The following is a 22,603-nucleotide window of genomic DNA, read 5'->3' on the forward strand; positions in this document are numbered from 1 at the left end:
TCGGGGCGCCTTTTTACATGTCCTTCACTTCAGCCGAGCAGGCCAAGGTCGCTGCCATCGTGCATGCCGAGCAGCGCAACGTCCTGGCCATCCGTGCCGGTAACGGCATCGGGCGTGGGCTCGTCGCCATAGGCGCGGTAGGCGAATCGCCATGCCTCGCCGGGGTCGAGTTCGCCGGCACTGTCATCGCGAACGAGGTAGGCATCGCCATCGCGTCTGAGTTCGCCGTTCCACAGGGTGTCGATGGTGTCATCGGTTTCCAGGCGCAGCTCGGGTGCCGCAAGGGGGGTATCGGTCATATTCTCGACGAAGATCTCGGCGACGTAGCCGTCATCCCAGCGCTGCGTCGTGCTCCCCGAGACCAGCAGCTCGGTGCCAGCGTCCACCAGGCCGGTGGGGATGGCGTTGCTGCCGAGTATGTCATCGGGTTCGGGAGCGTCGAGCGCGGCGGCCTGGAAAGTACCGCGTGATGCCGTATGCAGTACGGTACCATCACCGAAGCTGACGAGCTCTACTTCCTCGAGCGTATCGGTTGCTCCCTTGTCGCTGTGTACTGCAATGCTGGCGCCGTCGAAATCGATCCGGTAGGCATCGATCGGGCCGGCATAGCGCACCGTGTCGATGCCAGCACCTCCACTCAGTAGATCGTCGCCGTCATACCAGTCGTCGCCGGGGCCGCCTTCCAGCACGTCGTGGCCGGCGCCGCCGAACAACCCATCATGGCCCAGCCCGCCGTTGAGGTAGACACCGTCGTCACTGCCTTGTAGCACATCGCTGCGCCGCGAGCCCTGCACGTAGTCGAAGCGCACCTCGTTGGCATCCGCGTCGGTGATGGCACCGAAACTCTCGCCGCCGGCATTGACCCATAGCGCCGGTGAGAGTTCATCGGCTTCGGGATTGCGAACCGATTGGGCGACGCGGACTTGGTTGTCATGGTCGCGACCGCCGTGAAAGTTGATGTCGCGGTCGGTGAAGTCGACTTCGATCTCGTTGCCGACGGATGAGCGCCAGGAAGAGAACAACACGCCATGGCGCATGCCGCTGTCTTCGAGATGGTTGAAGCTGCCGTCATAGCTCTCCTTCAGCTCGAAGCCGTAGCCGTTGCCGCCGCTGCCCTTGTTGAAGGCTCCCTCGGCACGCAGTGAATCGGCCTCGAGCTCCAGCGAGCGGGCAAAATGAAAAGCCGTCGAGGGGCCGTTTTCGACCGCTACATCCTGCAGGTGGGCATCGGTGGCGCCATCCAGGCGTATGGCCTGGTAGCCGGTCAGATCGCCTTGGGTATTCGAGAACGCCGAAGCGTCGGGGGTGCCCAGCTCGTAGCCGACGGTGAAGCCCTCGAGGGACACGTCGTCGACGGGCACGAGCCGCTCCAGCTTGGCCTTCCCCCCAGCGAAATCGAAGTGCGCGCCACGGTCGAGTGTGATGGTATCACCGCTCACGGCCTCGACCTTGGCCATGCTGGTGCGCAATTCGGCATGCTTCTGCTTGCGCCATGAGGTGTCGCCGATCTCGTCGAAGAAGGCGCTGTCGTTGTCTTGCCAGATCCGCACCGTGTCGCCGTGCTCCAAGCCATGGCCGTCGCCGAGCCGCACGTTCCGCTCGCCTTCGCCAAGATCGGTGGCGAGTGTACCGAGCGTCTCGCCACGCATGTCGCCTTCGACCCCGATACCGAAGCGATCGTTGTCATCGAGGGCGGCATCGGTGAATGTCAGCGTGGTGGAGTCGGTGCCTGCTCCCTTGAGAGTGATATCGGAGCGGTTGATACGCAGGGCCTGGTCGAATCGGTAGTCGCCCGACTCCAGGAGCAGGGTCGACTCGCTCGGGGCGGTGTCGATCAGCTCCTGGAGTTCTCGGGCCGATGTGCCACGGGCGACATCGATGGTCGGCATGTTGGTTCCTCCTGATGCGTCATTCTCGGCCCCGTGGCATCGCTACCAGGGGCCATGCGATCTGCAGCGGCATCGGTTATCTCCCGCTTCGCTGCGCATGCTATCGGGCTGGGAGCAAGTAACAAGGGCGCCAGGGCGATGAAGGAATGTAAGTGCGGGAGGTTTTTACATTTACTCGAGGGATTGAGGTGGCCGGTTCCGTTATTTAATTGAAACTATGCGTATTTTTATTCCTAGGTAGAGTTCGGGTTTGTTACGACTTACTTTTCCTTTCATTAATACACAAAAATATTAATAAGGTAGCCAAGTGCCCGGCAACGGTTTGTTACTGTGCCGTTGCGCAAGCTGCGGTAAGGACTGCATTGCCCGCTCATGTCAATTCAGAGAGCACCATGACTTCGAGAACACAAAGCGACTTCCAGTACGCGCTAAGGCGTTGTCGGCCCGCTCTGCTATGGGTGGCAGGCTTCAGCCTGTTCATCAACCTGCTAATGCTGACGCCGGCATTGTATATGCTGCAGGTCTATGATCGGGTCATCACCAGTGGCAGCAAAGAGACCCTGCTCATGCTGACCCTGGTGGCGATTTTTCTTCTGACAGTCATGGTCGGGCTGGAATTGGTGCGCTCACGGCTATTGGTGAGGGTGGGTAACCACCTCGATACCTTGGTGAGCGTGCGCCTGTATCGCGCCATGTTCCGCCGTGGCCTGGCTTCTCCGGGCGAGGGCAGCGGCCAACCCCTCGACGATCTCAGGTCGGTACGCCAGTTCATTTCTGGCAATGGTCTTTTCGCCTTCTTCGATGCGCCCTGGGTGCCCATCTATTTGATCATCCTGTTCGTGTTCAACGTATGGTTCGGGGTTTTCGCGACCATCGCCGGATTGTTGCTGCTGGGGCTGGCGGTCGCCAACGAGAAGGCCTCCAAGCGCCTGCTGGCCGAAGCCGGGCACGAGCACATCCAGGCCCAGGCACAGGTCGGCAGCAACCTGCGTAATGCCGAGGTTCTGCACGCTATGGGCATGCTGCCGGCGATCATGCAACGCTGGGAAGCACGGCACGTGGCGGCACTGACCAAGCAGTCCCAGGCCAGCGATCGCAGCAGCAGTTTGAGCAACCTGTCAAAGGGACTACGCATCCTGGCGCAGTCGTTGATCCTGGGGCTGGGCGCACTGCTGGTACTGGACGCAAGCATAACGCCGGGCATGATGATAGCCGCTTCGATCATCATGGGACGGGCGCTGGCACCCATCGACCAGATGATCGGCAGTTGGAAGAGCTTCGTGGGCTGCCGGGACGCCTATCATCGGCTCGACGCGTTGTGTCGCGACGTGGCGGTGGAGACGCGGCGCTTGTCGCTGCCCGCGCCGAAGGGGGAGATCGCGGTCGAAGCCCTGACACTTACGCCACCGGGAGCGGTAAAACCGGTGTTGCGCGAACTCGACTTTCACATTGTACGCGGTGAGCACGTCGGCATCATCGGGCCGAGTGCTGCAGGCAAGACTACGCTGGCACGCGCCCTGCTGGGCGTCTGGTTGCCGGAGTCGGGGGCGGTTCGGCTCGACGGTGCCGATCTGAGGCACTGGAACCGTGACGAACTGGGGCCGCACATCGGTTATCTGCCCCAGGACATCGAGCTTTTCGATGGCACGATCAGTCAGAACATTGCACGCTTCGGCGAGGTGGACGACACGAAAGTAGTAACGGCGGCGAAGAAGGCGGGCGTGCACGAGATGATCCTGCGTATGTCAGAAGGCTACGAGACACCTATCGGTGTCGCCAGCGGTGCGCTCTCGCGCGGGCAGCGACAGCGTATCGGATTGGCGCGAGCGCTGTACGGCAGACCCGTGCTCGTCGTGCTCGACGAACCCAACGCCAATCTCGACGATGCTGGTGAGCGGGCGTTGGCCGAGGCGCTGCGTCAGCTCAAGGCGGAGGGGACGACGCTGTTCGTGATCAGCCATCGGCGCAGCGTGCTGGCCGATGTCGACAAGCTGCTGGTGCTGAACGACGGCCGGCTGCGTTTGCTGGGGGCACGCGACGAGGTGCTGGCGCGGATCGCAGGGCCGAGGTCCAGCCAGGCGGTGCCCGGCAAGTCTTCACGAGCCCGAGCATCGCACGCAGAGCTGACCGAAGGAGGTGGTTTGTCATGAACAGCGAACATATCACGCCAACGACACTGCCCATCGACGGGCGTCGCTACCGTCGCCTGGGCCTGCTCATACTGCTGGTCACCTTCGGTGGCTTCGGTGGCTGGGCGCTGGCCGCCAACCTGGCGATTGCCGTCGTGGCCCCGGGCAAAGTCTCGGTCGCATCGTTCAAGAAGACGGTACAGCACTATGAGGGGGGTATCGTCAGGGAGATCCGCGTGGCCGACGGCGATCACGTCGAGGCCGGCGATGTGTTGATGGTGCTCGACAATACCCGGGCGGCATCTCAGCTCCAACTGGCGAGAGCGCAGTACCTGATCAACCGAGCCAGCGAGATACGCCTGACCGCCGAACTCGCCGAGGAGACGAACCTGGAGTTTCCTCAGGAACTGCTGGAGAGCGATTCCCAGCGTGTCAACGAGGTGTTGGCGGTGCAGCATGGGCTGTTCTTCTCGCGGCGGCAGTCATTGCAAAGCAATCTCGAAACACTCGATCAGCAGACTCGCCAGTATGAGGAGCAGCGCGAGGGCTTGAGGTCCCTGGTGGAGTACAACCGGCAGCAGATCGCCTCGCTGCGCGAGGAGGCTGACGATCTGCGTAGCCTGTTCGAACGTGGTCACGGCGATCGACAACGTCTGCGCGAGCTGGAGCGCGACATCCTCGAACTCGAAGGGGAAACCGCCCAGCAGCAATCCGTGATTGCCCGTATCGCGGCGCAGATCAGCGAGAACGAGCTGCAAAAGCAGATCCGCCGCCAGGAATTCCAGGCGGAGGCCGGCGAACAGTTGCGCAAAGTGCAGGAGCAGATCACCGATGCCGAGGAGCGGATCACGGCGCTATCCGACGAGGTGCGCCGTACCACGGTGACCGCGCCGGTGGCGGGAACCGTGGTCGGCCTGCAGCTGCATACGCTGGGAGCGGTGATCGGCGCGGGCGATCCGGTCCTGGATATCGTACCCAGCGACGAGGGCTTCGTGGTCGAGGCGCGCGTGCCGGTCAGTGACGTCGATAGCCTATACGTCGGACAGTCGGCCGAGGTTCGCTTCAGTGCCTTCAACCAGGGGCTCACCCATGCCGTTGCCGGGGAGGTGATCCATGTCTCGGCCGACAGCTTCGAGGAAGAGAGCACTGGACGCGACTTCTATCGGGCTCGGGTGCGAGTCACCGAGGAGGGGCGGGAAGAGATGACCTCCGACATGCGCCTGCTGGCAGGCATGCCGGCCGAGGTCATGATCCATACCGGCGAGCGTACCTTCGCCAGTTACCTGATCAAGCCGATTGGCGATGTGTTGGCCAGGGCCATGCGCGACTAGGTGCGCCGCATCGAGCGTTGAGGGACGTGATGAGCGGGTAGGGCGCCATGGGTTACGCTGAAGGGCACGTTCTCGAAGGAGGTTCCCATGACCCAGGTTCCCGCCGCTTACCAGGCGACCCGAGGCTCGATCCTCGACGTCGATCGGGATTTCTACGTTCGCTTGACCGACCCGGATGCCCGCGAGCGGGTCGATTCGCTGGTCGTGCCGATCCGCGATGGTCGAGCGTGGGAAGTGCCGGCGGGCCATGTGATGCGGCTATCCACCCTGGAGGGGCCCCAGGTCGGCGACTTCAACCTCTGGCACCTGCACAATCCCCGCGAGCGCTTCTGGGCCTCGCGCACCCGTCAGCTGCAACGTGCCCATGTCTCCACCTTCGACCGTCTGTGGTCGACGCTGCCCTACCTGCGCCCCATGGCGACGATCATCGATGACACCCTGTCGGGCTATGGTGTCGACGAGCAGGGCGGGCGCGTACACGACCTGCTGGGCACTCGCTGCGACCCCTATGTCAATCGCCTGCTTACCGGCGAAGATTTCGATCACCACTGCCACTCCAACCTGGTGCGTGCCGTGCGCAGCTTCGGCCTCACCGAGTTCGACGTGCATGACGTGCTCAACGTCTTCCAGTGCACTGGTCTGAACGACGACGACCAGTACTTCATGAAGGCGTGCCCGGCACGGGAGGGCGATTATCTCGAGCTGTTCGCCGAGATCGACCTGCTCTGCGCTTTGTCGTGCTGCCCGGGAGGGGATCTTTCGGTGGACCTTTGGGGCCCCGACGCCAGCGATCCGCTGCTGACCTGCCACCCCATCGGCGTGGAGGTCTTTCGCCTGGACGAGGCATTGCTGGAAGGTTGGCGGCCGCCCGAGCCGTCACCCTATGCTGGCGGCCACGGCTTGCAGGCGCCTGCTATCGACTGGGACGCCGAGAAGCGGCGGCGCTTGAACGAACGTTCCCTATAACGACTTCGCCCCGCCCATGGGGGGCGGGGCGAAGCGAGAGTGGAGCAGCCGGGTTCATTCGCTTGGGCGTGCCACCAGCGAGCGGGTCTCCTCGCGCGCCTCGACCAATTCGACAAGAATCACATCTCCCAGCTTGTAGCGCTCTTCGCCCTCGATCTGGATGCGGCCTTCCTTGTCGTCGATGACCACCTTGTCGCGATCGCTGTGCAGCATCGGCGCCGGGACGAAGGCGGTGGCCCCGTTGGCAGTGAGGCGTACGCGCATGCCGCCGCGGCTGATGCCGAAGACTTCGGCTTCGAAAGCTTGCTGCGCCTTGGCAGCGGGCGTCAGGTAGCGCACGTAGAGCCAGTCCTTGACGTCGCGCTCGGCCATGCGATTGAGGCGGCGCCGTTCGGTGAGCTGCTCTGTCAGCGCCTGGGTGGCTTCGGCCGGGGCTTGCTCGCCCTTGAGCACGCGCTTGACCAGCCGATGATTGACCATGTCGCCGTACTTGCGAATCGGCGAGGTCCAGGTGGCGTAGGCGGCCAGGCCCAGGCCGAAGTGCGGGCCGGGGCGGGCGGACATGCTGGTGAAGCCCTGGAAGCGACGCAGGCGTGCATCGAGCCAGGCGTCATCACGGCTCTCAAGTGCGCGCTTGAGCTCCTTGTAGCGCGGCAGCTCGGAGAGCGCCTCGAGTTCGACTTCGACCTGCTGAGCGGTGAGGAATTCGTGGGCGGCCTCGGCCTTCTCCGGATCGAACGCGCGGTGCACGTTGAAGATGCCGTGGCCGACATGCTCGGCGAGCAGGTGGGCGCAGCAGGCGTTGGCGGCGATCATCGACTCTTCGATCATGCGGTTGGCGATGCGCCGCTCCTCGATGCGGACATCGAGCACATTGCCCGCCGGGTCGAGATCGAAGACGTAGTCGGGGCGATCCTTGAACACCAGTGCATGCTCGGCTCGCCAGGCCGCACGCGCCTTGGTCATGTCGCGCAGTGCCTGGAGCTGGCCGGCGATCTCCTCGGCCGGCGTCCATTCGCCCTGGCCTTCCAGCCAGTCCGACACCCGGTCGTAGACCAGCTTGGCCTGGGAGCGCACGCTGGCGGCGAAGAAGCGGTAGTCGCCCAGGCTGCCATCGGCCTCCACTTCCAGGGTGCAAGCCAGCACCGGGCGCTCCTCGCCTTCGCGCAGCGAGCACAGGTCGTCAGCAAGCTGCTCGGGCAGCATGGTGACGTTCTGACCCGGCAGGTAAACGGTGAAGGCGCGGGTGCGCGCTTCCAGGTCGGCGGCATGGCCCTCTTCGACGTAGGCGGTGGGGTCCGCAATGGCCACCGTCAGGCGCCAGCCGCCTTCCTCGCGTGGCTCGATGCGCAGCGCATCGTCCATGTCGCGGGTTTTCTCGCTGTCGATGGTAAAGAACGGCTCGGCGGTCAGGTCTTGGCGTTCGAGCCCCTCGTCGCGCAACGGCCAGTCATCACCAGCCTCGGGACACTCCTGCTCGAGGGCGTGGCGGGCCAGGGTCACACGCCACGGCACGGCGGGATCGTCGGCCTTGGCTACCAGTTCGTCGATCTGGGTGAAGAAAGCGCGATCTTCGGGCTTGAGCGGGTGACGCACCAATCGCGCCACGACCCAGTCGGCGTCGCCGATGCTGGCCTCGTCGAGGCTGTTCTTGATGCGTGCCTTGAGCGCGTTCTTGATCGAAGGGTGGTCGGGCACCACCGCCAGACGTCCCTCGCGCTTCTGCACCCGGGCAATGAAGCGGCTGAGGCCCGCTTCGACGAGTGCGTCCGGTTCGACCGAGGTCTTGTCGCCATTCTCGTGGATTACGGCCTGGACGCGATCGCCATGCAGCACCTGCTTCATGGCCGGAGGCGGCACGAAATAGGACTGGCCGTCATCGGTTTCGAGAAAACCGAAGCCCTTGTCGGTGGCCTTGATCACACCCTCGGCGCGGGGCGTGACATCACGAATCTGTTGCTTGAGCTGGGCGAGCAGCGGGTTGTTCTGCAGCATGATCACGAACGTGTGGCGGGGTAGGAGGGCCACTATACGGATTCATGGCCCCGGCGCCAAACGTTGCCGTGGCGACCATGGCAAATCAGCTGCTTGGCTGGGCCTGACTCAGCGTAAGTGCAGGTGTTGTCCGGCTGGGCAATCCTTGCCTGCTGCGTTAGCCTCTACCGGGTACCCGATGCAATGGACGCCCATGACACCGCACCTGATCGTATCCGACCTCGACGGTACCCTGCTGGACGCCAATCACGATCTGCACCCGGAAACCGTCGAGACCCTGCGCCTGCTGGCCGAACGGGGCCACCAGTTGGCCTTCGCCTCGGGGCGCCACTTCCTCGACATGCTGGCCTTCCGCGAGCGGCTGGGCGTGCCGATCCATGTGATCAGCACCAATGGCGCCTACCTGCACGGCCCCGACGGCGAGCTGCTGGCGTCGCGTCATCTCGAGGCCGAGCTGGCGCGTGAGCTGATCGCACTGGAGCGTCACGACAGCGTGCGCCTCAATCTCTACCTCGAGGACGAGTGGCTGATCGATGCCCCCGCGCCGAGGCTGCTCGCCTACCATGCCCACACCGGCTTCGGCTATCGCGTGGTCGAGCCGGCGAGCCTCGATGGCGAAGGCGTCGGCAAGGTGCTCTACATCGGCGATCCCGAGCGACTGACAGGCCTCGAGACCGCGGTGCGCGGGCGCCACGGCGAGCGCCTGCACGTCACCTACTCCACCGTCAATTCGCTCGAGATCATGGCCGGCGGAGTGAACAAGGGCACGGCGCTCGAGGCGCTGCTCGCCGTGCTCGGGATCGACAGCGAGCGCTGCCTGGCCTTCGGCGACAACCTCAACGACACCGAGATGCTCGCCCTCGCTGGCGAAGCCCACGTCATGGCCAATGCGCATCCGGAGCTGGCTGAAAGGGTGCCCGTAGCACGCCGCATCGGACACCACGCCGAAACTGCCGTGGCCAGACATCTGCAGGAGAGGTTTTCTCTCTAGGCCGGGGTGCGACGATGGTCTAGCCCCCCTTGTCGCGTCGTACCCGCTTGCCCATCATCAAGGGCCGAATAACGACAACGACTCACGGCGGCGCCAAGGCGACGCCCCTTACCATCGGACAACGATGACGACAACGCCCGCCACCCTGATCGTGGTCGACGACGACCCCGAAATTCGCGAATTGCTGGTCGACTACCTGAGCCGCCACGGCTACCGCGCCCTGGCTGCCGAGGACGCCGAGGCATTGCATCGGCTGCTGTCGAGCGAAACTCCCGACCTGCTCATCGTCGACATCATGCTGCCCGGCGACGATGGCTTCACCATCTGCCGCGACATTCGTCGCGACAGCCAGGTGCCGATCATCATGCTCACCGCCAGCGCCGACGAGACCGATCGCATCCTCGGCCTCGAGCTCGGCGCCGACGACTACCTGGGCAAGCCGTTCAATCCGCGTGAACTTCTGGCCCGCATCAAGGCGGTGCTGCGTCGTGTGCGTGGCGGTGGTGCCGCGGCCGACCCGGCCCGGGCGCGGCTGGTCGCCTTCGGCGCCTGGCGGCTGGATCGCATGACTCGCGAGCTGATCGACGAGAAGGGCGAGCACATCCCGCTTTCGGGTGCCGATTTCCATCTGCTCCAGGTCTTCCTCGAGCATCCCGAGCGGGTGCTCACGCGCGAGGCCCTGTACGAGTTGACCCGGGGCCGCCCGGCGCCGCCGCTGGATCGCTCCATCGACGTGCACGTCTGCCGCCTTCGCCAGCGTCTCGGTGAGGATGCGCAGTACCATCAACTGATCCGCACCGTGCGTGGCGCCGGCTACGTCTTCACCGCCAAGATCGAAGCCTTGACGTGATGGCAGCGCGTTGGGAACGCTGGCGTCGCCGCCTGGTGGGGGTCCTGCCGCGCACCCTGCGCGGACGCTTCGTGCTGATCATGATCGTCGGCGTACTCTCGGCCCAGCTTGCCAGCTATACCATCTGGACCTCCCAGGTGCGCTCGAGCCAGCTCGAACAGTTGGACGAGCTGTCGCGCAACGTAGCCTACAGCGTGGCCTCGACCATGCGCTTCTTCCGCTCGCTGCCCTATGAGTACCGCCATATCGTGCTCGACCAGCTGCGTAACATGGGCGGGACACGCTTCTTCGTCAGCGTCAACGAGCGGCGCATACCGGTGGAAGACATCGGTTCGGGGCCGGAGAAGGCGCTGGTGGTCGACAACTTCAGCAATATTCTGACCCGCGAACTGGGCATCGACGACGTGCTGGTGGAGTTCTCCCGCCCCGAGACCCTGCGCGTCTACAACAACGAGGTGCTGCTGCACGACCTGCCGCCGCGCTGGGGCCAGCACAGCCTGTTGATGGAGCCGCTATCGCCGCCGATCCTGGTAGTGCAGATGGAGCTCGGCCCCGAGACCTGGCTCTATGTGGCGACTCTGCTGCCGGTACCTGACCTGTTCAACGAGAATCGCTGGATTTCGGGCGAGCGCCTGCTGGCGGGGTTCATGGTCCTGCTGACCGTGATCGGCCTGTCGCTGCTCGGCATCCGCAGCGTCACCCGACCGCTCGCCAGGTTGGCCAGGGCGGCGCGACAGCTGGGCGACGACCTCGATGCGCCGCCGCTGCGCGAGACGGGGCCGCGCGAGGTGGCGGCCACCGCGGTGGCATTCAATCGCATGCAGGAGCGCATCTGCGAGCAGGTCGATGAGCGTGAAAGGCTCTTTTCGGCCATTTCCCATGATCTCAAGACACCCATCACTCGCATGCGGCTGCGCGCCGAGATGCTTGACGATCCGCAGCAGCGCGAGCGCTTCTGCGCCTCGCTCGACGAGCTCGACCTGCTGGTCAAGGGTGCGCTGGCTTCGGTCAAGGGCTTCGACCTGCACGAGGCGGTAGAAGCGGTCGACCCCCGAGCGGTGCTGAACGAACTGGCGGAAGAGCTGACGCTGCAGGGAGGTCAGGTGAGCCTCTCGGGGGACGCCGAGCCGCTGGCGGTGAAACCGCTGGCGTTCAAGCGCTGCCTGGCGAATCTGGTGGAGAATGCCGTCTTCTATGGCAAGCGCGCCGAGGTGACGCTGGACGATTCTCCGCAGCAGCTCTCGATCCACATCCGCGACCATGGGCCGGGCATTCCCGAGGCCCAGCTCGGGCGAGTCTTTTCTCCCTTCATTCGCCTCGAACCCTCACGCAGCCGCAACACCGGGGGCAGCGGCCTTGGGCTCGGCATTGCTCGCCATATCGCCCGGGCCATGGGCGGTGACATCCTGCTCGCCAATCATGCGGAGGGTGGGCTCGAGGTCACGCTCTTCCTGCCGCGGCCGAGAAACGTTACAGCTTTGTAATACTGTCTCAATACTTTGCAGGACTAAGAAACCCTGTATGAGGTAGCTCTCGGTTAATGTTACTGACACTCCGGTCGACGCCGGAGCCAATAACAACAGCAGGAGCATGCCGATGTATACGTTCAAGACCTCGTTCAAGAAAACGGCTCTCGCCCTGGCCACCGCCACGACGGCTTCGTTGACGCTCTCAAGCGCCCAGGCTGCCGAGGTGGAGGTGCTGCACTGGTGGACCTCCGGTGGCGAGGCCCAGGCCGCCAACGTGCTCAAGGAATTGATGGAAGCCGAAGGCTACGGCTGGGAGGATTTCGCCGTGGCCGGTGGCGGTGGCGAGACCGCCATGACCGTACTCAAGTCCCGCGCCATGTCCGGGAACCCGCCCTCGGCGGCCCAGATCAAGGGGCCCGAGATTCAGGAGTGGGGCGAGCTCGGCCTGCTCGGCAGCCTCGAAGAGGTTGCCACGTCGGAGAGTTGGGATGACTTGTTGCCGACAGTGGTTTCCGATGTGATGAAGTATGACGGCGAGTACGTTGCGGTACCGGTCAATGTGCATCGGGTCAACTGGCTGTGGGCCAATCCGGATGTGCTCGATGAGGCCGGCGTCGAGATGCCGACCACGCTGGATGAGCTATTCGCCGCCGGTGAGGCGATTCGTGAGGCAGGTTACATACCCCTGGCCCACGGTGGCCAAGCTTGGCAGGATGCCACCATCTTCGAGAGCGTGCTGCTGGCCACCGGTGGCACCGAGTTCTATCAGCAGGCACTGGTCGATCTTGACGAGGAGGCACTGGGCAGCGACCAGATGGTCGAAGCGCTCGAGACTTTCAAGCGTCTTCGCGAACTGATGGATGATGGCATGCCGGGTCGCGACTGGAACATCGCCACCTCCATGGTGATCAACGGCGATGCCGGCATGCAACTGATGGGCGACTGGGCCAAGGGCGAGTTTACCGCCGCCGGGCTCACCGCCGGTGAGGACTACCTCTGCGCCGCTGCCCCCGGAACGCAGGATGCCTTCACTTTCAATATCGACAGCTTGGCCATGTTCCGTGTCGAAGGCGAGGAGCGTGAGGCCCAGCATGCCTTGGCGCGCCTGGTACTGGAACCGACTTTCCAGGAGACCTTTAACCTGGCCAAGGGCTCGATTCCCGCTCGTCCCGATCTCGACATGAGCGAGTTCGACCAGTGCGCTCAACAGTCCCTCGAGGACTTCCAGCGCACCGCGGAAGCGGGTGGCCTGGTGCCCAGCATGGCCCATGGTATGGCCGTGCGTGCCGACGTGCAGGGCGCCATCTTCGATGTAGTGACTAACTTCTTCAACTCGCGTGACATGGCTGCCGAAGAAGCTGCCCGGCGCATGGTGAATGCCGCTCAGGCTGCGCTGTAACCTGCAGTCGAAACGTGGGGCGGGCCTGTCCAAGCAGGTCCGTCCCTGGTAGCACGCCGTTTACGTCCGAGGATTCCCCTTATGTCCCTCTCAAGTTCCGTGGCGCAGCCGGCCGCCGGTCCTGGTGCCCGACGCAGTTCGTCCGGCCTGCTCCAGGCATGGCTGCCCAAGCTGGTGCTGGCGCCGTCCATCGCCATCTCGCTGTTCTTCGTCTACGGCTTCATGCTGTGGACCTTCATTCTCTCGTTGACCAGCTCGCGCATGCTGCCCAGCTACGAGTTCGTCGGCTTCGCCCAGTATGCCCGGCTGATGGCCAACGACCGCTGGTGGGTGGCCTCGACAAACCTGGTGGTGTTCGGTGGCCTGTTCGTCGCCATCTGTCTGGTGCTGGGGCTGCTGCTGGCGATCCTGCTCGATCAGCGTATCCGCCAGGAAGGGGCGCTGCGTACCCTCTATCTCTATCCCATGGCACTCTCGTTCATCGTTACCGGCGTGGTGTGGAAGTGGCTGCTCAACCCCGGCCTTGGCATCCAGGCGATGGTACGCGGCTGGGGGTTCGAGAACTTCCGCTTCGATTGGATCATAGACCCCGACATGGCCGTCTACACGCTGGTGATCGCCGCGGTGTGGCAGGCCTCCGGCTTTGTCATGGCGCTGTTCCTGGCGGGGCTGCGGGGCATCGACGACAGCATTCTCAAGGCGGCCCAGCTCGACGGTGCCAGCCTGCCGCGAATCTACTGGCGAGTGGTGATTCCTTGCCTACGGCCGGTGGTGTTCAGCGCCGTGATGATTCTCTCGCATATCGCCATCAAGAGCTTCGACTTGGTGGTGGCGCTCACCAATGGCGGACCCGGCTACGCTTCAGATCTCCCCGCTACCTTCATGTACGCGCACGCCTTCACCCGGGCGCAGATCGGCCTGGGCTCAGCCAGCGCCATGCTGATGCTGGGCGGCGTATTGGCGATCCTGATTCCCTATCTCTACTCCGAGCTGAGGAGCCGTCGCCATGGATAACGTGATTCGCCGCCGTACGTTCGGCGCTCGCATAACCCGTCTCTCGCTCTATGCCGTTCTGATTGTGGCGGCCCTGTTCTACCTGCTGCCGTTGGCCGTGATGGTGATCACCTCGGTGAAGCCGCTGGCCGAGATCACTCCCGGTACGCTGCTCTCGCTGCCGCAGGCTCCTACGCTGGCGCCTTGGGCCAAAGCCTGGGGCGAGGCCTGCACCGGCATGCGCTGCGAGGGCGTGGGTGTCTACTTTTTCAATTCAATCGCCATCGTGGTGCCGGCCGTGCTTATTTCCACCACCATTGGTGCGCTCAACGGCTATGCCCTGACCAAGTGGCGCTTCAAGAGTTCGGAGCTGCTCTTCGCGCTGATGCTGTTCGGCTGCTTCATTCCCTTCCAGGTGGTGCTGCTGCCGATGGCGCAGACGTTGGGCTGGCTGGGCCTGTCGAGCTCCCGTGCGGGGCTGATCATGGTCCACGTGATCTTCGGCATCGCCTTTACCACGCTTTTCTTCCGCAACTTCTACGTGGCGGTGCCCACCGAACTGATCTCGGCGGCCAAGCTCGATGGTGCCGGCTTCTTCCGAATTTTCTGGCGCATCCTGCTGCCGGTCTCGGCGCCGATTATCGTGGTGTCGGTGATCTGGCAGTTCACCCAGATCTGGAACGACTTCCTGTTCGGCGTGGCGTTTTCAGCCCACGACACCCAGCCGGTCACGGTGGCGCTCAACAACCTGGTCAATACGTCTACCGGTGCACGCGAATACAACGTCGACATGGCGGCGGCGATGATTGCCGCACTGCCCACGTTGGTCGTCTACGTGCTGGCTGGAAAGTATTTCGTGCGTGGGCTCACGGCAGGCTCGGTCAAAGGCTGAGGCCCTCTGAGCAACAGAACAATCAAGAGGTTTTCGACATGGCAGCGCTTGAAATCAACAATGTTTGCAAGGACTTCGGCAGCGAGCAGGTGCTCAAGGACGTGAGCCTGGCGATCGATTCGGGAGAGTTCCTGATACTGGTAGGTCCTTCGGGATGCGGCAAGTCGACGCTGATGAACGCTATCGCCGGCCTCGAGCCGGTCACCTCCGGCGAGATCCGTATCGCCGGCGAGGAAGTCACCTGGCAGACCCCGGCGGAGCGCGACATCGCCATGGTGTTTCAGTCCTATGCGCTCTATCCGAGCATGACGGTGCGCCAGAACATCAGCTTCGGTCTGGAGATGCGCAAGGTGCCCAAGGCCGAGCGCGAGGCCGCCGTCGAGCGGGTCGCCGACCTGCTGCAGATCTCGCACCTGCTCGAGCGCAAGCCGTCGCAGCTCTCGGGCGGCCAGCGCCAGCGCGTGGCGATGGGCCGGGCGTTGGCCCGCGAGCCCAAGGTCTACCTGTTCGACGAGCCGCTCTCCAACCTCGACGCCAAGCTGCGCGTCGACATGCGCACCGAGATCAAGAAGCTGCACCAGCGCCTCGGGACGACCATCGTCTACGTCACCCACGACCAGATCGAGGCCATGACGCTGGCCGACTGCATCGCGGTGATGCGCGACGGCCGCATTCTCCAGCTCGGCTCGCCCGACGAGGTCTACAACAACCCGGTGGATATCTTCGTGGCCGGCTTCATGGGCTCGCCATCGATGAATTTCATTGCCGCCACGCTGGAGGAGGACGGCGGCGAGTACCTGGTGTGCATCGACACGCCGGACGAACCGTCTCTGCGGTTGCCCTGGCCGCGCGAACGGACCACCAAGGTCATGGCCGAGCGAGTGGGCAAGCCGGTGATCCTGGGGCTGCGTCCCGAGCACTTTGCCGAGGATGATGCGCGACTTGGCGAGTTCGCCGAAGGCGTGCTGCTCACGCCGCGCATCACCGTGGTCGAGCCCACTGGCGCCGACATCCTGCTGCAGCTTCAACTGGGTGAAGGGGAGGCGACGGTCCGGGTCGGGCCCAAGTGTGTCGTGAAAACGGGGGAGCGCCTGGCGCTGCGTATCGACATGGCCCGCGCGGTGCTGTTCGACAGCGAGACGGAGAAGCGCTTGGCCTGAACCCACGGATAGGCCGCCGCCAGCCGATGATCGGCGGCCTGTCGGTCCTTCCTTCAGCGGACAGTAATGACCGTGCACTCGGCCACATGGCTGACCTTGTGCGACACGCTGCCCACCACCAGCCCGCGCAGATCGCTCAAGCCGCGGCTGCCCATGACGATGGCCTCGACGCCGCGGCGCTTGGCTTCGTTGACGATGGTGCGAGCGGGGTCGCCCTGGCCGATGATCGTCTCGACCCGGGTCACGCCCTTGGCGCGTGCGGCTTTGTCCGCCCTGTCGACGATCTGCTTGCCGACGTCCTGGCGCATCCGGGGCTCCTGACGCTCCTGGCGCGATGCTTCGATGGCAATGGCGCCGATGCCCCACACCAGCGTCGTTTCGTGAGTGAGTTCCTCGGGTATGTGCAGGATATGCAGGGTGGCATCACCCTGGCTGGCCAGCTGACAGGCGACTTCGAGGGCTTTCTTGGCTCCTTCGGAGCCGTCGACGGGGACCAGGATGGACTTGTACATGGCGCTATCCTTGTTTCGTAGTGGGGCGGATCGGTTCCCACGAGCCTAGACCTTCGTATTCAGGACGTCATGACCCCGGTCAAGGACTCTGCAGATCGGCCTTTCCTCACTTGGTTTCCTCCAGCCGTCGCAGCTGCTGCCAGAGCTCGCTGCGCAGGTCGGCCATGCGTGGCGCCTCGCCTTCGCCGAATACCAGCGGGCGGGTCAGGCGCAGGGTGCGCAGGCCGAGGCGGGCACTCAGCAGACCTACGCCCATGCCCTGACCGGCGCGCGCCGAGAGGCGGCCGGCCAGGTTCAACGACAGTAGCTCCATACCGGCATCGCCGGCCATCTCGGTGGCACCGGCAAAAGCCATGTTGTAGAGCACGTTGCGCAGCAGGCGCAGACGGCTGGCATAGCCCAGTTCCAGCCCGTAGAGACGGCAGATGCGATCGATCATCGCCAGGCTGCGCCACGCCACCAGGAACATGTCGACCAGCGTCAGCGGGCTGACTGCCACCATGACGGCCGTTTCGCCGGCCATGCGGGAGATAAGGCGGCGGGCCTGGCGATCGCGCGGTGCCAATAGGTGATGAGCCAGCAACTGCTGGATTTCTGCACCGGCGTGGTGCGGTTCGCGGGCGGCGAGAAAAGCCTGCCAGTGGGGATGGTCGTCATCGAGTCCGAGCTGGCGCTTGAGTACCCGGGCCAGCTCGAGTGCCTGCCTGGCGTCGGCCTGGGATAGCTCGGCCAGTCGGCTGCGCAGGGCATCGTGGCGCTTCAGGCGACGCAGGCGCCAGGCCTCGCGCAGCAGTGCCCCGGCACCCAAGGCGATGGCACCCAGTCCCAGCAGGTGCCAGCCGCCGCTGAGCCAGTCGCCGCCGAGCAGCGCATCGGGCAAGTTCAGGGCCAGTTCGGCCATGCCCAGCGCAATGCCGCCACCCAGCAGGGTCAGCAGGCCCCAGCGGCGCTTGCGCGGGCGGCCGAGACTTGCCTCCAGGTCGCGCTCGGTGCGGCTGAGCGCGGCCTCTTCCACGGGGCGTGTGGGCAGTTGGCTGTCGAAATCCAGACGCGGGCGCGGCGACTCCAGTCCTGGCGTTGCCGGCTCGTCGAGAGTGAAGCGGCGGGCTGGCCGCGGGTCGTCGCCCTGTGGCTCATGACGATGGTCGCTCATTGCAGCTTGTCTCCGATCAGCCAGTCCAGTGCGGCGTCGAGGCGAATGTGGGGAAGCGCACCGTCTTCACGTGGGGCGGGGCGGAAGGCGTGGAAGTCGAACCCTTGGCGGGCCCAGAATTCGGTCTCGGGCAGCTTCGCCGGCACCTCGCCGGGGAACACCAGCACCTCCTCGCCCTCCAGCGTCGTGCCGCGCAGGGCCGGTGTCCTTTCGCCCTTGTGATTGACTTCATGCGCCTCGGTGGCGCGGATCGCCGCCAGCGACAGCGCCTTCACCGGCACGTTGGCGTAGCGCAGGTCCTGCAGCGGTTCGGCGAGCAGGGCCTCGAGCAGGGCGGACAAATTGGCGTGCTGCTCAGGGGTGACGTGGTCGGCCTTGGTCGCGGCGATCGCCAGGCGGTCGATGCGCGGTGCGAACAGCCGCGAGAGCAGGCTTCGCTTGCCGTAGTCGAAGCTCTGCATCAGCGTGGTCAGCGCGCGGGAAAGATCCTCGAAGCGCTCCGGGCCGGCATTGAGGGCGCCGAGCACGTCGACCAGTACGATCTGCCGGTCGAAACGGCGGAAGTGGTCGCGGTAGAAGGGCTTCACGATACGCTGTTGATAATGACGAAAGCGTGCCGCCAGGGTGGCGTAGACACTCTCCGGCGGCAGCTTGGCCAGCACTGCGTCGTCGATATCCGCCAGCGCCGGGAGCGGGAAAAACTGCAGAACCGGGGCGCCTTCGAGATCTCCCGGTAGCAGGAAGCGACCCGGCTGCAGATTGGCGAAGCCCGCCTCGCGTGCCGCCTGCAGGCTGCGCGCGTAGAGCGCGGCGATGTCGGCCAGCTCGGCTTCGTTGGCCTCGGCGGCGGGGTCGAGCCTGGCCGCGGCACGCTCCCACTCGGCGAGCAGGGCGCGGCGCTGCTGGCCGGCGCCGGCCAGCATGGCATGGCTCCAGCCCGGGTAGTCATGGCCCAGCAGTGGGAGATCGAGCAGCCACTCGCCGGGGTAGTCGAACAGGTCGAGGCTGAGCTCGGCGGTTTCGCTGCGCAACAGGCCGCGCCGCGCTGGGCGATAACGGATCGACAGGCGCAGCTCGCTGATGCCGCGGGTCGGTTCGGGCCAGCGCGGCAGCTCGTCGTCGAGCGCCGCCATGGCCTGGTCATAGGGGAAGCGTGGCACCCCGAGGTCGGGCTGGCTGACCCGGCGGGCACCCAGCAGGCGCCCTTCGCGGGCGGCCGGCATCAGGTCGAGCCGCGCTTCGAGCCCGGCGTGGCGCAGCTGGTTCACCAGCGAGGTGAGAAAGGCGGTCTTGCCCGAGCGCGAGAGCCCGGTGACCGCCAGGCGCAGCTGGCGGTCGCGGCCGCGTTCGATCAGGTTGGTCAGCTCCCGAGTGAGCGACTGGCGCATTGGCGAGGAATCCCTTCACAGCAGTGTCAGCCGCTAATGTGAGGGTCTTGGCGGCGTCTGGCAAGGCGCTGCCAGGCCAGCAGTGCCATCGGTGCCAGTGCCAGCGGCACCAGCAGGGCATTGAGCAGCGTCCAGCCGAGCAGGTTGACCAGCGGCCCCGCCAGCAGTGCGGTGACGGCCACGGTGGAGAAGACCAGGAATTCATTGGCGGCCTGGGTGCGCGCCTTCTCCACCGGCCGATAGGCCTCGGTGAGCAGGCCGGTGGCCGGCAGGAAGGTGAAATTCCAGCCCAGCCCGAGCAGGACCAAGGCGAAGTGAAATCCCGTCACGCCGGCCTCGACCTGGGCGGCCATGCCGCTCGCCGCCAGCAGCAGGCAGCCCGCCGTGATCATGCGTGGTGCACCGAAGCGCGTCGTCAGGTGGCCGGTGGCGAACGAGGGCAAGAACATTGCAAGCACATGCCACTGGATCGTGGTAGCGACGTGATCGAAGTGATGGCCGGCGCCTGACATGGCCAGCGGAGTGGCGGTCATCGCCAGGTTCATCACGCCGTAGCCGATCAGCGCCGAGAGCACCGCCACCAGGAACACCGGCTGGCGCACGATTTCGCCGAGCGGGCGTGGCTGGCCGTCGCCATGCGTTTTCTCGGGGGGCGGTAGCCGGGTTGCCAGCAGCACGAGCAGGGCCACAAGATAGAGCGCTCCCAGGCCGAGGAAGCTGCCGAGAAAAGGCGTGGTGGCCGCTTCACGGCTGATACGGGCCAGCCATGGGCCGAAGAATGCGGCCAGGACGCCGCCACCCATGACCAGGCCGATGGCGCGATCGCGCAGCGCCATCGGGGCGGCTTCCACGGCGGCAAAACGATAGAGCTGACCGAAGCCGATGCCGATGCCGATCAGCCAGGTGCCCAGCATGAAGAGAAAGAAGGCCTCGGCCACCAGAGCCTGTGCGGCGACGGCCACCCCAACGAGCCCCAGCAGGTTGCCCAACAGGAAGCCTCGCTTGCGCCCCAGCCGCGCCATGATCAGCGAGGCGGGAATGGTCGCACACATCAGCCCCAGCCACTGAGTGGCGACCGGTGCCGTGGACCAGGCGGGGTCGGGGGCGAGGCGGGCGCCGATCAACGGCGAGACCGCGATGAGCAGGATATTGCCACTCACCAGTAGCGCCTGGCACAGCGACAGCAGAGTCACGTTGAACGGCATGGCAGCCTCCTGGGCAATACATCCATTACGGAGTAAGAGATAAGGGTGAAGTTCGGCCTGCAGGACCGAAGCGCTGGTAGTACAGGCTGGGAGAAACCCCGTAGTGGCGTTGAAACAACCGCCGTAGCTGTTCCGCACTACCCAGGCGCCATTGTCGTGCCAGCGGCTCCAGCGGCGGTGGTTGCTCGCTGGCCACCAGCGCCAGGCGAGCCTGTTCCAGGCGCAAGCGGGTCAGGTAGGTGCCGGGTGAGGTGTCGAGCTGCTGACGGAACAGGCGTGACAGGTGGCGCGGGGTGACCCCAAGCGACTCGGCCAGCTCTTCCATCTGATGGGGGGCGGCGGGGTCGGCGTGGAGACGGTCGATCAAGCGTCGCAGTGCACCGCTGGTGCGATGCTGGCTGGCCAGCACTTCACTGAACTGCGACTGCCCGCCGGGACGGCGCAGGAACAGCACCAGTTCGCGGGCGACCTGACCGGCCAGGACGCTGCCATGGTCGGCCTCGAGCAGTGACAAGGCCAAGTCTATGCCGGCGGTGACCCCGGCGCTGGTGAAGCGTCCCGCCGACTCGACGTAGAGAGCATCGGGAACCACCTGGATCGCGGGATAATCGCTGGCCAACCGGGCGCAGTGTCGCCAGTGAGTGGTGGCCTGGCGCCCGTCGAGCAGGCCGGCCGCGGCGAGCAGGAAGGCGCCAGTGCAGATCGAGCCCAATCGAAGTACCTGACAGGACCGCTCGCTCAGGGCGTAAAGCAGATCGGGCCGTCGGCTCTGGGCGGTTACGCCGCGACCACCAGCGACGAGCAGCGTATCCACGGGGCCGAGCGTGTCGAGGTCACGCCAGGCAATGTCGGCCTGCAGAGCCAGGCCGCCATTGGTCGTCACGCTGCCCGGCGCATCGGCGACCAGATGCATGCGGTAAAGCGATAGACCGCTCACATCGTTGGCCGAGGCAAAGACCTGCCACGGTCCGCTGACGTCCAGCAGCTGGCAGTCGGGATAGGCAAGTAGGGCGACGGTGCGCGACATGGTGGTTCCCTGTGAAGCAAGGCATTGTCAGTCTCCGCCGATCGTGGGATGTCTGCAATGACGAATACCCCACCGATACGGACATATCACCGCCGTGTCATGCCGCCACCAACCACTGTCCCCAGATGGGGATCGTGGCAATGAAGAAGCCCAGTCCGGCCAGGGCATAGCCTGGCCAACGCTGCTGCTTACGTCTCCCCCGTCGCTGGGCCAGGGTCAGGCCGGCCAGGCAGGTCACCAGACCGATGATGTTGAAGACGAAGGTGAACATGCCGAGCACTGGCGTCATGGCGGCTCCCGTGGCGCGTGGAGGGTGAAAAATCCGAGTCTCGAGGGCATGATATCTGCAGCGTAGACGACGAGGACACGACATGAGCGAGAGGTTGCCCGGCCGCGACGCGGTGATTGCCTTCTGGTTCGAAGAACTCGAGCCCGCCCAGTGGTTTCGCAAGGATGAAGAGCTCGATGGGAAGGTCCGCGAGCGCTTCACCACACTGCACCATGCCGCAGCCGCAGGCGAACTGTGGCAGTGGCGCGATACGCCACGGGGACGGCTGGCCGAGATCCTGGTGCTCGACCAGTTCTCGCGTAACCTCTTTCGTGATGACGCGCGCGCCTTCGCCCAGGATCCCATGGCGCTGGTGCTGGCTCAGGAGGCCGTGGCCAAGGGGCATGATCAAGAACTCGAAGTTCACTGGCGCAGCTTTCTCTACATGCCTTACATGCACAGCGAGTCGCTCGCGGTGCACGGCGAGGCGCTGCGTCTGTTCGATCAGCCCGGGCTGGAGGACAACCTGCGCTTCGAACACCTGCACCATGACATCCTGCTGCGCTTTGGTCGCTATCCGCACCGCAATGCCATTCTCGGCCGTGAGTCGAGTGACGAGGAACAGGCTTTCCTGAAACAGCCTGGCTCGTCATTTTAAGCTACCCTTTGCAGGGAAGCCGCGCTTAGGCATCATCGAGGCTCCCCAAAGGGGCAGGAACGACCAAAGGGAAAGGAGAGACGACATGGGACTTATTGCCTGGCTGATCATTGGTGGACTGGCGGGCTGGATCGCCGGCAACATCATGCGCGGCGGCGGCTTCGGTATTCTGCCCAACATCGGCGTAGGCATTGTGGGAGCCGTGATCGGGGGCTTCCTGTTTCGCCTGCTAGGGCTGCAGGCCGGCGGATTCATCGGCTCGCTGGTCACGGCGACTGTCGGCGCGGTGGTACTGCTGTGGGTGATTGCCAAGATCCGAAAAACCTAG

At 64.8% G+C, this 22,603-nt stretch carries 20 protein-coding genes; 12 read left to right on the forward strand and 8 right to left on the reverse strand.

The features are described from left to right. Positions 1–29: 29 nt before the first annotated feature. Positions 30–1,889 (reverse strand): cellulose binding domain-containing protein, encoded by a 1,860-nt coding sequence (locus HNO52_RS06730; protein WP_197568401.1) that lies wholly within the window; start codon positions 1,887–1,889, stop codon positions 30–32. A 392-nt stretch (positions 1,890–2,281) separates the two neighbouring features. Between HNO52_RS06730 and HNO52_RS06735 the strand changes: the two genes are divergently transcribed. The 3 genes from HNO52_RS06735 (at position 2,282) to HNO52_RS06745 (ending at position 6,315) form a co-directional block, all read left to right on the forward strand. Next, positions 2,282–4,039 (forward strand): type I secretion system permease/ATPase, encoded by a 1,758-nt coding sequence (locus HNO52_RS06735; protein WP_197568402.1) that lies wholly within the window; start codon positions 2,282–2,284, stop codon positions 4,037–4,039. After that, positions 4,036–5,349: an HlyD family type I secretion periplasmic adaptor subunit gene (locus HNO52_RS06740; protein ID WP_197568403.1), complete on the forward strand. Its 1,314-nt coding sequence runs from the start codon at positions 4,036–4,038 to the stop codon at positions 5,347–5,349. The genes HNO52_RS06735 and HNO52_RS06740 overlap by 4 nt, the downstream gene beginning before the upstream one ends. 87 nt (positions 5,350–5,436) lie before the next feature. Further along, positions 5,437–6,315, forward strand: a complete 879-nt coding sequence (locus HNO52_RS06745; protein ID WP_197568404.1) for an urea carboxylase-associated family protein — start codon at positions 5,437–5,439, stop codon at positions 6,313–6,315. A 54-nt stretch (positions 6,316–6,369) separates the two neighbouring features. On the opposite strand, the gene HNO52_RS06750 is transcribed toward HNO52_RS06745, so the two are convergent. Next, entirely contained in the window at positions 6,370–8,310 is a 1,941-nt protein-coding gene (locus HNO52_RS06750) for an exoribonuclease II (RefSeq protein ID WP_197569125.1), read from the reverse strand. 193 nt (positions 8,311–8,503) lie between these two features. Here HNO52_RS06750 and HNO52_RS06755 point away from each other — a divergent pair, with 193 nt between their 5' ends. The 7 genes from HNO52_RS06755 (at position 8,504) to HNO52_RS06785 (ending at position 16,064) form a co-directional block, all read left to right on the forward strand. Continuing rightward, entirely contained in the window at positions 8,504–9,301 is a 798-nt protein-coding gene (locus HNO52_RS06755; RefSeq protein ID WP_197569126.1) for a Cof-type HAD-IIB family hydrolase, read from the forward strand. 124 nt (positions 9,302–9,425) lie between these two features. Then, the gene (locus HNO52_RS06760) at positions 9,426–10,151 is read left to right on the forward strand and encodes a response regulator (protein WP_197568405.1); all 726 of its coding nucleotides are present in this window, start codon (positions 9,426–9,428) and stop codon (positions 10,149–10,151) included. Continuing rightward, entirely contained in the window at positions 10,151–11,635 is a 1,485-nt protein-coding gene (locus HNO52_RS06765) for an ATP-binding protein (RefSeq protein WP_197569127.1), read from the forward strand. The genes HNO52_RS06760 and HNO52_RS06765 overlap by 1 nt, the downstream gene beginning before the upstream one ends. Before the next feature lie 112 nt (positions 11,636–11,747). After that, a complete protein-coding gene (locus HNO52_RS06770; protein ID WP_197568406.1) occupies positions 11,748–13,019 on the forward strand; it encodes an ABC transporter substrate-binding protein in 1,272 nt (423 codons plus the stop codon). 81 nt (positions 13,020–13,100) lie between these two features. Next, on the forward strand, positions 13,101–14,033 hold the full coding sequence (locus tag HNO52_RS06775; protein ID WP_197568407.1) for a carbohydrate ABC transporter permease: 933 nt from the start codon (positions 13,101–13,103) through the stop codon (positions 14,031–14,033). Further along, entirely contained in the window at positions 14,026–14,904 is an 879-nt protein-coding gene (locus HNO52_RS06780) for a carbohydrate ABC transporter permease (protein ID WP_197568408.1), read from the forward strand. Before HNO52_RS06775 ends, HNO52_RS06780 begins: the two co-directional genes overlap by 8 nt. A 38-nt stretch (positions 14,905–14,942) precedes the next feature. Next, complete coding sequence (locus HNO52_RS06785; RefSeq protein ID WP_197568409.1) at positions 14,943–16,064, forward strand: ABC transporter ATP-binding protein; 1,122 nt, start codon at positions 14,943–14,945, stop codon at positions 16,062–16,064. Between the two features lie 53 nt (positions 16,065–16,117). On the opposite strand, the gene HNO52_RS06790 is transcribed toward HNO52_RS06785, so the two are convergent. The 6 genes from HNO52_RS06790 to HNO52_RS06815 form a co-directional block, all read right to left on the reverse strand. After that, a complete protein-coding gene (locus tag HNO52_RS06790; protein ID WP_197568410.1) occupies positions 16,118–16,576 on the reverse strand; it encodes a universal stress protein in 459 nt (152 codons plus the stop codon). 106 nt (positions 16,577–16,682) lie between these two features. Next, positions 16,683–17,729, reverse strand: coding sequence for a YcjF family protein (locus HNO52_RS06795; protein WP_197568411.1), 1,047 nt, complete (start codon positions 17,727–17,729; stop codon positions 16,683–16,685). Continuing rightward, on the reverse strand, positions 17,726–19,117 hold the full coding sequence (locus HNO52_RS06800) for a YcjX family GTP-binding protein (RefSeq protein WP_197568412.1): 1,392 nt from the start codon (positions 19,115–19,117) through the stop codon (positions 17,726–17,728). The genes HNO52_RS06795 and HNO52_RS06800 overlap by 4 nt, the downstream gene beginning before the upstream one ends. Before the next feature lie 26 nt (positions 19,118–19,143). Continuing rightward, complete coding sequence (locus tag HNO52_RS06805) at positions 19,144–20,322, reverse strand: MFS transporter (protein WP_197568413.1); 1,179 nt, start codon at positions 20,320–20,322, stop codon at positions 19,144–19,146. 25 nt (positions 20,323–20,347) lie between these two features. Continuing rightward, entirely contained in the window at positions 20,348–21,349 is a 1,002-nt protein-coding gene (locus HNO52_RS06810; protein WP_197568414.1) for a GlxA family transcriptional regulator, read from the reverse strand. A 97-nt stretch (positions 21,350–21,446) separates the two neighbouring features. After that, positions 21,447–21,638, reverse strand: a complete 192-nt coding sequence (locus tag HNO52_RS06815; protein WP_197568415.1) for a hypothetical protein — start codon at positions 21,636–21,638, stop codon at positions 21,447–21,449. 82 nt (positions 21,639–21,720) lie between these two features. Here HNO52_RS06815 and HNO52_RS06820 point away from each other — a divergent pair, with 82 nt between their 5' ends. Both HNO52_RS06820 and HNO52_RS06825 read left to right on the forward strand, forming a co-directional pair. Continuing rightward, positions 21,721–22,275 (forward strand): DUF924 family protein, encoded by a 555-nt coding sequence (locus tag HNO52_RS06820; RefSeq protein ID WP_197568416.1) that lies wholly within the window; start codon positions 21,721–21,723, stop codon positions 22,273–22,275. An 85-nt stretch (positions 22,276–22,360) separates the two neighbouring features. Then, positions 22,361–22,603, forward strand: a complete 243-nt coding sequence (locus tag HNO52_RS06825; protein ID WP_197568417.1) for a GlsB/YeaQ/YmgE family stress response membrane protein — start codon at positions 22,361–22,363, stop codon at positions 22,601–22,603.

Origin of the sequence: Halomonas sp. MCCC 1A13316 (assembly GCF_014931605.1) — a bacterium.
Classification (GTDB): Bacteria; Pseudomonadota; Gammaproteobacteria; order Pseudomonadales; family Halomonadaceae; genus Halomonas.

Bases quoted from the DNA above. Each gene is read 5' to 3' on its own strand.
- HNO52_RS06730 (WP_197568401.1), bottom strand. From the start codon at position 1,889: ATGCCGACCATCGATGTCGCCCGTGGCACATCGGCCCGAGAACTCCAG.
- HNO52_RS06735 (WP_197568402.1), top strand. From the start codon at position 2,282: ATGACTTCGAGAACACAAAGCGACTTCCAGTACGCGCTAAGGCGTTGT.
- HNO52_RS06740 (WP_197568403.1), top strand. From the start codon at position 4,036: ATGAACAGCGAACATATCACGCCAACGACACTGCCCATCGACGGGCGT.
- HNO52_RS06745 (WP_197568404.1), top strand. From the start codon at position 5,437: ATGACCCAGGTTCCCGCCGCTTACCAGGCGACCCGAGGCTCGATCCTC.
- HNO52_RS06750 (WP_197569125.1), bottom strand. From the start codon at position 8,310: ATGCTGCAGAACAACCCGCTGCTCGCCCAGCTCAAGCAACAGATTCGT.
- HNO52_RS06755 (WP_197569126.1), top strand. From the start codon at position 8,504: ATGACACCGCACCTGATCGTATCCGACCTCGACGGTACCCTGCTGGAC.
- HNO52_RS06760 (WP_197568405.1), top strand. From the start codon at position 9,426: ATGACGACAACGCCCGCCACCCTGATCGTGGTCGACGACGACCCCGAA.
- HNO52_RS06765 (WP_197569127.1), top strand. From the start codon at position 10,151: ATGGCAGCGCGTTGGGAACGCTGGCGTCGCCGCCTGGTGGGGGTCCTG.
- HNO52_RS06770 (WP_197568406.1), top strand. From the start codon at position 11,748: ATGTATACGTTCAAGACCTCGTTCAAGAAAACGGCTCTCGCCCTGGCC.
- HNO52_RS06775 (WP_197568407.1), top strand. From the start codon at position 13,101: ATGTCCCTCTCAAGTTCCGTGGCGCAGCCGGCCGCCGGTCCTGGTGCC.
- HNO52_RS06780 (WP_197568408.1), top strand. From the start codon at position 14,026: ATGGATAACGTGATTCGCCGCCGTACGTTCGGCGCTCGCATAACCCGT.
- HNO52_RS06785 (WP_197568409.1), top strand. From the start codon at position 14,943: ATGGCAGCGCTTGAAATCAACAATGTTTGCAAGGACTTCGGCAGCGAG.
- HNO52_RS06790 (WP_197568410.1), bottom strand. From the start codon at position 16,576: ATGTACAAGTCCATCCTGGTCCCCGTCGACGGCTCCGAAGGAGCCAAG.
- HNO52_RS06795 (WP_197568411.1), bottom strand. From the start codon at position 17,729: ATGAGCGACCATCGTCATGAGCCACAGGGCGACGACCCGCGGCCAGCC.
- HNO52_RS06800 (WP_197568412.1), bottom strand. From the start codon at position 19,117: ATGCGCCAGTCGCTCACTCGGGAGCTGACCAACCTGATCGAACGCGGC.
- HNO52_RS06805 (WP_197568413.1), bottom strand. From the start codon at position 20,322: ATGCCGTTCAACGTGACTCTGCTGTCGCTGTGCCAGGCGCTACTGGTG.
- HNO52_RS06810 (WP_197568414.1), bottom strand. From the start codon at position 21,349: ATGTCGCGCACCGTCGCCCTACTTGCCTATCCCGACTGCCAGCTGCTG.
- HNO52_RS06815 (WP_197568415.1), bottom strand. From the start codon at position 21,638: ATGACGCCAGTGCTCGGCATGTTCACCTTCGTCTTCAACATCATCGGT.
- HNO52_RS06820 (WP_197568416.1), top strand. From the start codon at position 21,721: ATGAGCGAGAGGTTGCCCGGCCGCGACGCGGTGATTGCCTTCTGGTTC.
- HNO52_RS06825 (WP_197568417.1), top strand. From the start codon at position 22,361: ATGGGACTTATTGCCTGGCTGATCATTGGTGGACTGGCGGGCTGGATC.